The organism is Myxococcus sp. MH1, assembly GCF_059738865.1.
In genome coordinates this window covers 7,900,742-7,913,701 of the sequence record NZ_AP026947.1, presented here as the reverse complement: position 1 = coordinate 7,913,701, position 12,960 = coordinate 7,900,742, and the positions used below count along the sequence as shown (strand labels likewise).

The following is a 12,960-nucleotide window of genomic DNA, read 5'->3' as shown; positions in this document are numbered from 1 at the left end:
ACGCACTCATCCCGATTCCAGAGTTCAAGGAGAACACGCAAATGAGCGACGACCTCGTCAAAGAGCTGAAGGAGCGCATCAACAAGACGCTCGAGGACCTCAAGCGCGAGCTGACCAAGGTGCGCACCGGGCGCGCCAACATCGCCATCCTCGACAACGTCCGCGTGGACTACTACGGCACGCCCACGCCCCTGTCCGGCGTGGCCAGCGTCAACGCCCCGGAGCCCCGGCTCATCACCATCAAGCCGTGGGAGAAGAGCGTCCTGAAGGACATCGAGAAGGCCCTGCGTGAGGCCAACCTCGGCATCAACCCCATGAACGACGGGGAGATGATCCGCCTGCCCTTCCCGCCGCTCACCGAGGAGCGCCGCAAGGAGATCGCCAAGCAGGTGAAGACCAAGGGTGAGGACCACAAGGTCGCCATCCGCAACATCCGCCGCGACACGAACGAAGTCCTCAAGACGCAGCTGAAGGACAAGAAGATCACCGAGGACGACCAGAAGCGAATCACGGAGAAGGTCCAGAAGGAGACCGACGACGGCGTCAAGCAGGTCGACTCCATCGTCCAGGCGAAGGAGAAGGAGGTCATGTCGGTCTGATGGCCTTCGTGCTCCTGGCCGAGCCCGCCGCTCCGGTGGCGGGTGTGTTGCGCCGGTACCTCGAGGGCGCCGGCCACGAGGTGGCGTGGGTGGCCAGCGTCGACGAGGCGCTGCGCGCCGCCCGGGAGCGTCCGCCCTCCGTGCTCCTGGCCTCCGGCACGGGAGCGCTGGACGGCGAGGCGCTGTGCCGGGGCGTGCGCGCCCAGGGCCTCACGGCGCCCGTGCTGCTCATGTACCCGCCGGACGAGGAGCACGCCGACGAGCGCGCCCTGCAGTCGGGCGCGGACGGCAGCCTGGTGGGCCCCCTCAAGCGCGCCACGGTGCTGACGTGCGTGTCGCTGCTGGTGCAGCGCGAGGAGGCCCGGCGCGCGCCCCAGGCCGCTCCGGCGCCCGTGACTCCGGCGCCGGTGGAGCCTCCAGCGCCGCGCGCGCCGCAGGCCCCCGTGGGGGCGACGTCCGCGGACTTCGAGTTCCTCAAGCGGCTGATGTTCATGGAGGTAAAGCGCAGCCGCCGCTACCGCTACCCCATCGCCCTGCTGATGGTGGAGCTGGACCGCTTCCAGGAGCGGGCCTCATCGCTGGCGCCGGCCGCGCGCAAGGGCGCCCTGGCGGAGACGCTGGGCCTGCTGGTGGCGGGGGTGCGCGACATCGACGTGGCGGTGCCCTTCGCGGACAGCCGCTTCGTCGTCTTCCTGCCGCACACGCCCCGTTCGGGAGCCCGGGTGGTGGCCGAGCGCCTGCGCGAGAAGCTCAAGGGCGTCACCTCGCTGCCCGCGGGCACGGCCTCGGTCGGTGTCTCCGTGTCGGAGCCTCCGGCGGGGAAGGGCGCGGGGCCGGGCGCTCCCGTCCAGCAGATCAGCTTCGGCGGGATGCTGAAGGACGCGGGAGACGCGCTGCGACGCGCGCAGGCGGCGGGAGGCGACTGGGTGGAGGTGGCCAGCGACGCCAGCCGGAATCAGGACGGGTAGACGAAGTCCACGTCGCTGATGTGGTGCACCACGTCGGCGACGAACCGGAACAGCTCCAGGCCCCGGCCCTTGTCGTCCAGCCAGGTGCCGGTGGCCTCGTCGTGGCTGAAGTGGATGCCCTGGCCCTGACCCGCCACCCAGATCTGCTTCACGGCGCGCTGGGTGTTGACGATGCACTTCTCCCGGGAGCGGGCCGTCAGGGTGAGCATGTCACCCGTGCTCTCGGCTTCCAGCACGTCCGGGTCGATGGCGTCCGCCGCGGCGAGCATCCGCTTGAACACGGCGGCGACGAGCTGGTTGTAGCGTGCTTCGTCCATCATGGCCGACCGGGGGCCCTCACTGGATGACGTCGAGGACCGGGTGGCCGGGGGCCGCGTAGAACAGGAGCTTGTACTGCGCGTTCTCACCCTCGGCACGCTCCAGGGCGATGACAGTGCCCGGGTTGACGGGCTTGGGGAACGACTGCATCCCGAGCAGGTGAGCGGCCAGCGCGCCCATGGTCGGCTGGTGGCCGACGAGGACCAGGTTCTCGCCCTCGTGCTCCTTGATGAGCGAGTCCACCGTGCCCACGGGCATGTCCGGCAGCAGGCTCTTGTGCACCTGCAGCAGCCCCTCGTACTTCATCGCCATGGAGAGGATCTGCGCCGTCTGCACCGTGCGAACCAGCGAGCTGGTCAGGATGAGGCTGATGGGCCCCATGCGCTCGGACAACGATGCGAAGTGTGCCGCCGTGTTCGCTCGCGCCTTCGCCGTGAGCCAGCGTGCTTCATCGCCGAGACCCTCGGGGATCTCCGCGTCCGCATCGCCGTGCCTAACCAGGAAAATCCTCAAAGTCCCTCCACCGGAGCAACCGGACCGCGGTTCGTACACGACCGCCGCCGGGTTGGTCAAAGGTAATGCGGCGATTGTTCAGTGGCCTGAACAACCTTCAACGTGACAGACAGGAGGGGGCCGCCCTCCTCCGCACGCGTCCGCGCAGCATACACGCGGAGGCTGACGAGCCGTCTCTTCAGGGAAGGAGTCCGGATGCGCAAGGCGCTGTGGGTCCTGGCGGGGGCGCTGGCCCTCTCGGGATGTAAGAAGGATGGGGCCGCGGGTAGTGAGGCACCCGGGGTGGAGGATGCGGGCGCCGCCGGGCTGGACGCCCTGGAGGCGGCCGAGGTCGGCGCGGCCTATGTCGTGACGCCCGAGAAGCTGACGGCCTACGTGGCCTACCAGCGGCGGATGCTGGAGGTGTACGGCTCGCAGGTGAAGGGGCTGCAGGGGCTGGGGGTGCTGGTGGACGCGGGCACGCCGGAGGCGATGGCGGAGGTGCGCGCGGGCCTCAAGGTGGTGGAGGCCAAGGCCAAGGCGGAGGCGGAGGCCCGGGCGTCCGCGGGGCTGAGCGTGGCGGACATCAACGGGCTGGCCCAGGTGGTGACGGCCGTCATCGGTCAGCGGCAGCTGGGGCGCACGCTCCAGTACGAGGACGAGCTGCGCAAGCTGGAGGAGCTCCAGCAGAAGCTGCCGCCGGAGCAGCGCGAGGAGCTGGCCGCGCAGGTGGCCTCCATGCGCCGCCAGGTGGAGTCCTTCCAGAAGCTCACCGACGTGCGCCGCGAGTACGGCGACGCCAACGTGGACGTGGTGCTCACGCGCGAGGACGAGCTGATGAAGAACTACCAGGAGATGCTGCGCGTCTTCACCGGCACACGACGGTGAAGACGCGCGAGGCCCCTCACACGCGCTTGAGGTGCGGGGCCTTCTTGAGCAGCTGCGCCAGGTACAGGTCGGCGACCTTCTCCATCACCGTGTTGCCGCGCAGCCGCTGGTTCAGGTTGACGAAGTCGACCTGGTCCAGGCGCTGGTCCTGGTTGTAGCAGGAGAAGACCCACGTCTCCTTGCCGGTGCGCGGGTCCACGTGCCGCTGGAGGCACTGGGCGCAGATCTCCTTCATCATGCACTGCATCGGCGAGTTGATGGAGCCGATGGCCTCGTGGTCCGGCTTCAGGTACGGCTGGAGCACGCCGTGCCGGGCCTCGGCGACCGCGCGCATCATCCGGTCCGAGCCGATGGCGATGATGCGGTCCACCTCCGAGAGCGGGATGAGCGAGGGCGCGGCGAGCTTGCCCTCGGCGTAGGCCAGCATGGCCTGCACCACGTTGCCTCGGAAGGCCGAGTCCTGCGGGCGCCGGGGTTCGATCGTCTCCCCGGTGTCCACCGACCACACAATCTGGTCCGTGCCCGCCTCGATTTCGTCCTGCTTGAAGGAGTCCGACTTGAGCCGGTAGCCGGCGAAGTAGACGACGCGGCAGCCCGCGGCCTTGAGCGAGCGGGCGATGGAGAAGAGCACCGCGTTGCCCAGGCCGCCGCCCACGAGCACCACCGTCTCGTTGTGGCCAATCTCCGTGGGCGCGCCCGTGGGGCCCATCAGCACCACGCTCTCGCCCGGGGTGAGCGCGGAGCACAGGCGCGAGGACGAGCCCATCTCCAGCACGATGGTGCCCATCAGCCCCTTCTCCTTGTCCACCCACGCGCCGGTGAGGGCCAGGCCCTCCATGGTGAGGCGCATGCCGTCCACCACGGGCGCGTTCCGTTCGAAGTTCTGGAGCCGGTAGAACTGGCCGGGCTGGAAGTGGCTGGCCGCGTAGGGCGCCTTCACCACCACCTCCACGATCGTCGGGGTGAGGCGCTTGACGGCGACGATGGTGGCGTTGAACGCGGCGTCCAGCTTCGCGAAGTGCGCGGCGCGCTGCTCGTCACGGCGGGCCTGGGCCACCTCGTCGTCGAAGTCGAGCGCGGCCACCTCCTTCGCGTACAGGCGGGCCACCTCACCGTAGCCGTCCTTCGCGCTGGCCATGGCCTTCACCACGTTGCCCGCGTAGGTGGGGTGGTTGTCGCCGTAGAAGGAGATGAAGTGGCCGTCCTTCGCGTATGACGTGAAGAAGCCCACCCTGGCGTCCAGGTCCTCGCTGGCCTCCACGCGCTCGAGCGTGAAGCCGTCCGCCGTCTCCACCAGGGAGTGGCCCTGGAAGTAGTCGCCGCCCTCGTCGAGCTGGAAGGTGCCCGGGTACTCGCGCTCGTAGGTGACGTTGGGCGAGGTGCCGGCGGCCACGCACACCGTGCGCGCGGGCAGCTCGAAGAACTGGCCGCTGCCCTTGAGCTTGCCGTCGACGGTCACCATGCGCTCGAAGCGCAGCGCGCGCACCGCGCCCGTCGTGTCCGGAATGGCCTCCACGGGGCTCATCCGCTCGATGAAGCGGATGCCCTCCTCCAGCGCCTTCGTCACCTCCTCGTGGTTGAGGCGGTAGGCGGGGGACTCGGTGAGGCTGCGGCGGTAGGCCAGGCTGACGCCGCCCCAGGCGCGCACCAGCTTGATGAAGTCGGGCGTGCCGCCCTCGGCCTTCGCGCGCTCACGCTCGGCGCGCACCGCGCGGCCGTGCTCGAGGAAGGTCTGGTAGGTGGCGCGCTCCTCGGCGTCCAGTCGCGCGAAGACGGCCTCCTCGCCCAGCTCGGCGGCGAGCTTCTCGTGGCGCGCGAGCGCCTTCTCCACCTGCACCGGGTAGTACGCCATCAGCTCCGTGGCGGTGTCGACGCCGGTGAGGCCGCCGCCGATGACGATGGCGGGCAGCTGCACCTGGAGGTTGGCCAGCGAGTCCTTCTTGAAGGCGCCGGTGAGCTGCAGCGCCATGAGGAAGTCGCTCGCCTTGCGGATGCCCCGGATGAGGTTGTTCTTCATCCCGATGATGGTGGGGCGCCCGGCGCCGGCGGCGATGGCGACGTGGTCGAAGCCCAGCTCCCACGCGTCCTCGATGGTGAGCGTGCCACCGAAGCGCACGCCGCCGTGGATGCGGAAGCCCTCGCGCCGGGCCAGCGTCAGGTGGATGAGCGTGAGGAAGTTCTTGTCCCAGCGCACGGTGATTCCGTACTCGGACACGCCGCCGAAGCCCTCGAGCACGCGCTCGTCCAGCTCGCGCGTCAGCGAGCGCCAGTCGCGGATGGGCGTGAGCGCGTGGCCGTTGCGGCCCACCAGCTCGTCGGAGAACGGTTCGATCTTGAGGCCGTCCACGCCCGTGACGCCGAAGCCCTCGTTGAGCAGGTAGTGCGACAGCGTGTAGCCGGCGGGGCCCAGGCCCACGACCATGACGTTGCGGCCCACGTAGGGCAGCGCGTACGGCCGGCGCACGTTGAGCGGGTTCCAGCGCGTGAGCAGGCCGTAGATTTCAAAGCCCCACGGGAGGTCCAGCACGTCCGTCAGCGCGGCCGTCTCCGCCAGGGGGATGTTCACCGGCTCCTGCTTCTGGAAGATGCAGGCCTTCATGCAGTCGTTGCAGATGCGGTGGCCGGTGCCCGGGCACATCGGGTTGTCCAGCGTCACCATGGCCAGCGCCGCCAGCGAGTTGCCCTCGCGCTTGAGCAGGTGGGCCTCGGAGATGCGCTCGTCCAGGGGACAGCCCGTGAGGGGGATGCCCAGGGGGTTCTTCTTGTAGCTGTGACCCTCGGCGACCTTGTCCTTGGCGGGGAAGCCCGTGGAGCAGGAGTCCTTCTGGCGCTCGTGGCAGAGCACGCAGTAGTCCACCTCGTTCATCACGTCGCGCTGGGTGCCCCGGCGGTCGGTGAGCTTGAAGCCGTCGCGGTGGCGCAGGTGGTGCTCCAGGCCCTCGGTGGCCTCGGGCAGCTCGGCGTCCGGACGCTGCAGGTGCACCAGCTGGTCGAACACCAGCGGCTTGGGCACGCGGTGGGTGGGCCACGTGTGGAACTGGTCCTTGGTCTCCGGGTGCAGCGCGCGCGCGTACGTCCAGCGGTCCGCCAGCGACAGCAGGGCGCGCACGGCCTGCAGCTCCGCGGCGTCATCGCCTTGCGTGACGAGGCTGGAGCCGAACGCCTCGCGGCCCTCCGCGGTCGCCACGAGCGCTGCGCGCAGGGCCGTCCAGCGCTCGCGCAGGGCAGGGGCCTTCTGCTGCTGCTCGGCGGGGAGGTTGCCGGAGAACAGGCGCTCGAGCTCCATCAGGCTGAGGACGGACTCGGCGAGCCCGCGCTCGAAGTCGCCGGTGGAGAGGGCCTCCGGGAAGCCCAGCTGGAACATCAGCCGCATGCGGCCGTCCAGCGAGGGGAACTCGGCCAGCGTCGGGCGGTCCGGGGCGCCCTTCTTGAAGACGCGGCGGGTGATGAACTCGCGCTTGAAGTCGAAGAGGGGCAGCTCCCCCTTGAGGTGGCCCATCAGCCTGTCGAGCTCGGACTCGACGCGGAAGAGCCGGGCCACGAAGCGCGACATGTGGCGGGCCACGCGCACCAGCAGGTCGGACTCGGCGGGGCCGGTGAGGCTCTTGCCCTGGGACTTGCGATAGGCGTCGAACGCCTGGAACAGCTCCGGCTCGTCCTCGGCGAGCCGTGCGTCGAAGCTCTGGGCCAGCCGGCGCAGGCCGCGCGGGCGGTAGAGGTCCTCGAAGGTGAAGCCCGGCAGGCCCAGTTGGAGGGAGGGGCCAGGGTCATTGGGCAGGTCGGTCAGGGCGCGCATATCACTGAAGGTGTAGGAGGAACCCGGAGCAACGGCTCGCGTGCGGGGCCTATTTCGCGGTGAGCCGCCCGGAAAGCAAGCGGCCTCGCGACGCCGCGTGAAACCGGGCGATGGGAGCAAGTGGCTTCCCTGGGGTTGTAACGCGAAGGGCGGACATCAGCCGCCCTCCATCTGCTGGCCTCCGGGACAGGTCGGGGCCGTCGGCAGGATGCGCCAGGGCCCGCGCGGCCCGCACCGGGACGCTCGTGGGTTGGAATGAGGCCAATGGGTTGGCCCGACGAGGGGCGGGTGGCTCGGACGGCCCGCCGGCCGCTCGCCCTTCGGGAGAGGGTGCTCCGTACCCCTCCGACATGTCGCCCTGGGGAGGGCGTATCGCACCCGGGGCCCGGCCATTCCGCTGCGGCTGTCACCGGGTATCAGTGGGGGGCAGGTTCGCGGGGAGTGGTTCGCGCGAGCCCGGAGCGGGGAGGGTGAGGTGGTCCAGTCGGCGGCGGAGCTTGAACAGCCCCCAGAACATGCGGGCCGCGTCGAGCCCGGGGATGACCTTGGAGCCGCCGAAGTCCTCCCAGTCGATGGGGACCTCCAGGCAGCGGGCGCCCTGGCGCTTGAGGAGGGCGAGCAGCTCCACGTCGAGCAGCCAGCGCTCCTCGCGCAGCACGTCGAGGAGCGGGTGCAGCACGCGGGCGCGGATGAGCTTCACGCCACATTGCGTGTCGTAGAAGTGCAGGCCGAAGTTCATGTCCGTCAGCGTGGCGAAGATGCGGCCCTGCAGGTGCCGGCCCAGGTTTCGCACCACGCGGCGGCCGGCCATGAGGATGCGTGAGCCGGCGAGGACATCCACGGCCTGGGCTTCGGGGGCGTCGGACAGGCGGACCAGTCGGAAGAGCTCGTCCGCGCTGATGGCGCCGTCCGCGTCCAGGAACGCGAGCCAGGTGGAGTCAGTGGAGGCATGGCGCCAGCCGAGTCGGATGGCGGAGCCCTTGCCGCCATTGCGAGGCGCGGCGACGTAGGTGAAGCGGTGGTGCGAGCCCGCGGCGGAGAGCCGGGCCTGGGCCTGCTCGACGCTGGCTCGCTGAAGGGTGGCGTGCTCGGGCGCGCTGCCGTCGTCGACGACGAGGAACTCCACCCGCGGCGTCGGCTGCCCGAGGGCGACGTGGGTGAGCGACGCCACGAAGCGAGGCAGGCGCTGCCCCTCGTTGTACGCGGGGATGACGACGCTGATGGACGGAGCTCCCACGCGCCGGTTTGAGCACGGTGGGGCAGGGGCGTCAACGCGAGGGGGGCAGGCGTGTGGGCCGGTACTTCAGGAGGCCCTCCGGACTCCGTGCTTGGGCGAAGCGGGAATCGCAACGGGGTTGCTGTATCGGTCATGGCCTCCGGACGGGCCGTCGCGCGACGCCGATGGAGGCTCCTCGCCCGGTGAGCGAGGTGCACCAGGTTGGCGCGGATGCGGCTTCGAGTCACCCGAGGCGCGCCGTGGCTCCACCGCACCGCGGGGAGTGGCGGGGCCTGGCGCCGCGCTGTGTCCTGGCGGCGCCGCTTGGACCGGGGGGCTCGGCGCGCTCTGGGAGCCGCCAGGAGCGCGGTGACATCGCATGGGGCGGCGAGGCTTCGCGCTGCCCCAGGAATCCCATGGAGCGAGGTGCTCTATCGGCGTCGCTTGGGGCGACGGGACTTCGCGCCATCCTTGGGGCGGGCCGACTTGTCGGTCGGTGGCGTCTGCTCCTTCGCCGACGTCACGGTCTCCGTCCTGGTGGTGCGAGGCTTGGGCAGTACCTCCGCGGCATCGCGCGGCGTGCTCCGTGCGCCATGCCCGTCCTGCGACGACGTCGCCTCACGACCCTGTTTCGCTTCGTGACTCCGCGAGGTCGAAGTCCCCTTCTGCTGCATGACCTTGTCCGCGCCTGGCCCCTCGTCGGTGTGCGCCGTTCCGGCGGCGCGCGGAGGCCGTGGAGCAGGCGGCTCGACGCTCGTCGGCGCGTGTGACCCCTGTCTCTCCGTTCTGGACGTGCTCCTCGTCAGCGAGGGGCGTGGCGCCGTTTCCGGAGTACCCGACGTCACTGGGCCTCGCGACTCCTCGACCGGGGTGCTCGCCTGTCGCGCGCGCAGTTGCTCCACCTCGCGGCGCAGTCGGAGGACCTCCGCGGAGAGCTGGGCGTACGAGTCACGCACGTGCCCGTTGAACACGCGCTGCCGTCCCAGGGCCTCGTTGATGAACACCTGGCACGACTTGCGGAACGCCCACTTCGCCACCACGACGAGCTGCCCCACGCCGCCCCGGTGCGTCTGCAGCGGCAGCGCGCGCGTCGCGTCGGCGTTCTCCTCGAGCGCGTGCAGGTTGAACGTCAGCGGCTCCAGCCGGGGCTCCACGCCCTCGGCGGGCACCTCCACCGGCTCGGAGGTGGGCAGCCCGCGCGTTCGCAGGCGCTCCTCGATGCGGGCCAGCAGCTCCCGCGCGGGAATGTCGCGTCCCAGCAGCTTCATCGGTGCTTCTCCTCGAGGATGCGTTGCAGCTCGTCCCGGTAGGTGGCCACCACCTGCGGCCATCCCTGCTTCTTCACGTACGCCAGCCCCTTCGCCCCCAGCGCCTTGCGCGCCTCGCCCACCTCGCGCAGCCCCTGGATGAACGACGCCAGGTCCGTATAGGCGCGCCCCGCGCCGCTGCGCTCCACCTGTCCCACCAGCACGTCCGAGCGCCCGTTCACCAACACCGGCGTGCCTTGCGCGAACGCCTCCAACGTCAGGAGCGACAGGCTCTCGTAGCGCGACGGCACCACCACCGCCAGCGCTCCGGCCAGCGCGTCGTGCTTGTCCTGCTCGGGGATGCGCCCCAGATAGCGCACGCCATCGCCCTCCAGGGACATGTGCGCGTCCCCCGCGAGCACCAGGTCCGGCGCATCCGCGTACCGGTGCTTCAAGGCCTGATGGAACTCGAGCAGCTCGGGGACACCCTTGCCCGGCTCCTGACGGCCCACGTACAGGAGGTAGTCGCGGTGCACGCCGTGCTTCTGTCGGAAGCGCGCCCCGTCCGCCGAGGGCCGCTCCACGCCCACGCCCACCACGCGTGTCCTCGCGTGGTTCGGGAAGTACTTCTCGATGATGGTCAGCTCCTCCGGCGTCAGGCACAGCAGCGCGCGAGGAAGCTCGAAGACGTCGCGGTACGCATCGAAGCGGATGGGCGCCTCGTCATGCGTGGTGGGCACGAGCAGCGAGCGGTCCGCCACCAGCGGCATGCCCCACACCGTGGGCGCATACAGGTACGTGAAGAACAGGTAGCCGTCATACGCGTCGCGCGTGGAGGCCAGGTGGTGGAGCAGCCCCGGTGCCAGGGGGCCCTGCTCGGCCACCCACTGCTCCTCGCGCAGCCGCTCGTTGCTCTTGTCGAAGAGCTTGCGCGACAGCCCGTTGAAGCCCCGGATGTTGCGCACGCGCGTGACGGGGAAGCGCAGCACGTCCACGCCGCGCACCCGGTCCGGTCCCGCGGGGAAGTGATTCTCCCAGGACAGGTGGTTCTTCGCGCACGTGGTCAGCACCGTGAGGTCCCAGTGCGGCGTGAGCCGCTCGGCCACCTGTGCGGCCAGCATCTCCGCGCCGCCCGTCACCTCGCCGTACCGCTGCACCACCACCGCCACCCGGGGCCGCTTCGGCGCCGCCCGACGGACTCGCGGCGCCGGCAGGTAGGGCTCCAGCGCTCGGGACAGCGCGCGCTGCACCGAGGGCGCGGAGAAGTGCTCCAGCCTTCGACGCTGGCCCGCGATGACGGGCTCACGCAGGGAGAGGTCCTCGCTCAGGTCCACCGCCAGCTCCGCGAGGAAGGCGAAGCGCTTCTGGTCGAACGCGATGCCCGCGCCGCCCAGCGTCTCCGGCACCGCGGCGGCGCCGTACGCCAGCACGGGCACGTCCGACGCCATGGCCTCGATGAGCGGAACCCCGAAGCCCTCGTGCTCGCTCATCGACACGAACACGGACGCGGAGCGGTACGCGGCCACCAGCTCCGCGTGGCTCAGCCGCCCCAGGAAGCTCACCCCGCTCAGCCCCTTGGCCTGCTTCTCGAGCGAGCGGAAGTAGCGGCTGCCCGGCTCATAGCCGCCGACCATCAACAGCCGCGCCTGGGGCCGCAGCCGCAATACCTCGCGGTGCAGGGCGATGAGGTCCTCGAAGCGCTTGTGCGGCATCACCCGGCTGACACCGAGCATCACCGGCCCCGGGCCCGCCAGCCTGCTCAGGAGCTTCGCGTCGGCGCGGTCGGGCCCGAAGCGCTCCGGCTCGATGAGCAGCGGCACCGTGTGGACGTTGCGATAGCCCGCGACGCGCAGCTCCGCGGCGTTGTAGTCCGACACGCCGATGGCCACGTCCACGAAGGGCGCCATGGCGGCCAGCTGCGCGCGTCCGGCGAGCAGCGCGTTCTCCAGCGACAGGCCCGTGTAGAAGCGCGCGGGGCTGATGTTGTGGAAGACGAGCCCCTTGCGACAGGGCAGGTGCATCAGGCGACTGCTCAGCGGCGAGGCGATGCCGTGGTGGTACAGCACCAGGTCATCCGGCGCCGGCTTCAGCTCGGAGGCGGGGCTCGCCAGCCCTTCCAGACCCGCGCCCACCTCGTCGGCGTACAGGCCGCCCCATACGCCCAGTCGGCGCAGGAGGAGCTGGAGGTGCAGCGCGGCCTGCCCGGTGGCGTCGCCGGGCACGAAGCTCGCTATCAACTGGTGGATCGCCATGCGCGCCCTGCCTATCACACGGCCGTGCTATGAGGCGCCCCGTGTCCATCGGCTCCATCGCTTTCGACGCCACGCTCTGGGATGAGCCCACCACCGGCATCGGCCTGTACACCCGCTGTCTCGCTGGCGCGCTCGAGGCCCGAGGCGTCTCGCTGGAGAAGCTGGGCGCGCGCGACTCCGGCGACCATCCGAGGGGCAACGGCGGCCGCACCGCCTGGACGCTCGCCCGGCTGCCCAAGCTGCTCGAGCGCTCGCGGCCCGCGCTCTACCACGCGCTGGGCAACTTCAACCTGCCCCTGACGCGCGTGCCCGGCACCGCCTACGTGCTCACGGTGCTGGACCTGATTCCGCTCATCATGCCGGACACCGTGTCCGCGAAGTTCCGGTGGCAGTTCCGGCTGTGGTTGTCGCGCAGCCTGCTGCTGGCGGACCAGGTGCTGTGCATCAGCGCGCGCACGCGCGATGACCTGCTGGAGCGCTTCCCCGAGGTCGCCTCGCGCGCGGTGGTGGTCCCCATCGGCGTGGACCACGTGAACGCGCCCGTGCTGGACGCGACCAGCGCGGACTACCTGCGCTCGCTTGCGCTGCCCAGGGACTACGTGCTCTACGCGGGCTCGCTCGATGTCCGCAAGAACGTGGACCTGGTGCTGGATGCGATGGAGCGGCTGCGCGCGCAGGGGCGGCCCGCGTCGCTCGTGCTCGCGGGGCAGAGTTGGTTCGGCTCCGGCCGCGTGGAGTCCCGCATCGCGCGGCTGCGCGCGGAAGGGCACGACATCCGTCCGCTCGGCTATCAGGCCGAGCCCGTGTTCTACGAGCTGATGCGGCGCGCGGCGCTGTTCGTCTTCCCCTCGCGCTACGAGGGCTTCGGCCTGCCTCCGTTGGAGGCGATGCGGTTGGGCACCCCCGCCATCGTCTCGACGGCGGGCTCGCTGCCGGAGGTCTGCGGCGACGCGGCGCTGGCGGTGCGCCCGGACGACGCGGAGGGGCTCGCCGAGTCCATCCACCGGCTCCTGCGCTCCCCCGAGGAGCGGCGGGCCTTCGCGGAGCGGGGCCGCGCGCGGGCCGCGGAGTTCACCTGGAAACGGACGGCCGAGGGGACGCTGGCGGCCTACGAGGCCGCGCTCCGACGCTGAGGCTCGCAAGCGTGTGTCGGGTCGGCGGGCAATCGGGCTCCGCCGAGGAGT

General features: G+C 70.8%; 10 protein-coding genes. 4 read left to right on the top strand and 6 right to left on the bottom strand.

Translation table 11 applies throughout. The annotated features are described in order from the left end of the window. Positions 1 to 41 precede the first annotated feature (41 nt). Entirely contained in the window at positions 42 to 599 is a 558-nt protein-coding gene (frr, locus tag AC6JA9_RS31035) for a ribosome recycling factor (protein ID WP_141328206.1), read from the top strand. Continuing rightward, on the top strand, positions 599 to 1,567 hold the full coding sequence (locus tag AC6JA9_RS31030) for a diguanylate cyclase (RefSeq protein ID WP_497958269.1): 969 nt from the start codon (positions 599 to 601) through the stop codon (positions 1,565 to 1,567). The genes frr and AC6JA9_RS31030 overlap by 1 nt, the downstream gene beginning before the upstream one ends. Here the strand turns inward: AC6JA9_RS31030 and cyaY are convergent. Then, on the bottom strand, positions 1,555 to 1,887 hold the full coding sequence (cyaY, locus tag AC6JA9_RS31025) for an iron donor protein CyaY (protein WP_223745364.1): 333 nt from the start codon (positions 1,885 to 1,887) through the stop codon (positions 1,555 to 1,557). The two genes, AC6JA9_RS31030 and cyaY, sit on opposite strands and share 13 nt — an antisense overlap. A gap of 16 nt (positions 1,888 to 1,903) precedes the next feature. Further along, positions 1,904 to 2,398 (bottom strand): SixA phosphatase family protein, encoded by a 495-nt coding sequence (locus AC6JA9_RS31020; protein WP_141328200.1) that lies wholly within the window; start codon positions 2,396 to 2,398, stop codon positions 1,904 to 1,906. 195 nt (positions 2,399 to 2,593) lie between these two features. Here AC6JA9_RS31020 and AC6JA9_RS31015 point away from each other — a divergent pair, with 195 nt between their 5' ends. Continuing rightward, a complete protein-coding gene (locus AC6JA9_RS31015) occupies positions 2,594 to 3,265 on the top strand; it encodes a hypothetical protein (RefSeq protein ID WP_223781947.1) in 672 nt (223 codons plus the stop codon). 16 nt (positions 3,266 to 3,281) lie between these two features. Here AC6JA9_RS31015 and AC6JA9_RS31010 read toward each other — a convergent pair whose 3' ends face one another. From AC6JA9_RS31010 to AC6JA9_RS30995, 4 genes are all read right to left on the bottom strand, one after another. Next, a complete protein-coding gene (locus AC6JA9_RS31010; RefSeq protein WP_497958268.1) occupies positions 3,282 to 7,061 on the bottom strand; it encodes an FAD-dependent oxidoreductase in 3,780 nt (1,259 codons plus the stop codon). A gap of 406 nt (positions 7,062 to 7,467) precedes the next feature. Continuing rightward, entirely contained in the window at positions 7,468 to 8,298 is an 831-nt protein-coding gene (locus AC6JA9_RS31005) for a glycosyltransferase (protein WP_141328194.1), read from the bottom strand. 410 nt (positions 8,299 to 8,708) lie between these two features. Next, positions 8,709 to 9,545: a hypothetical protein gene (locus AC6JA9_RS31000; protein WP_223745368.1), complete on the bottom strand. Its 837-nt coding sequence runs from the start codon at positions 9,543 to 9,545 to the stop codon at positions 8,709 to 8,711. Continuing rightward, positions 9,542 to 11,776: a glycosyltransferase family 4 protein gene (locus AC6JA9_RS30995; RefSeq protein WP_408889634.1), complete on the bottom strand. Its 2,235-nt coding sequence runs from the start codon at positions 11,774 to 11,776 to the stop codon at positions 9,542 to 9,544. Before AC6JA9_RS30995 ends, AC6JA9_RS31000 begins: the two co-directional genes overlap by 4 nt. 29 nt (positions 11,777 to 11,805) lie before the next feature. Between AC6JA9_RS30995 and AC6JA9_RS30990 the strand changes: the two genes are divergently transcribed. After that, a complete protein-coding gene (locus tag AC6JA9_RS30990; protein ID WP_223745370.1) occupies positions 11,806 to 12,909 on the top strand; it encodes a glycosyltransferase family 4 protein in 1,104 nt (367 codons plus the stop codon). The last annotated feature ends 51 nt before the right edge of the window (positions 12,910 to 12,960 follow it).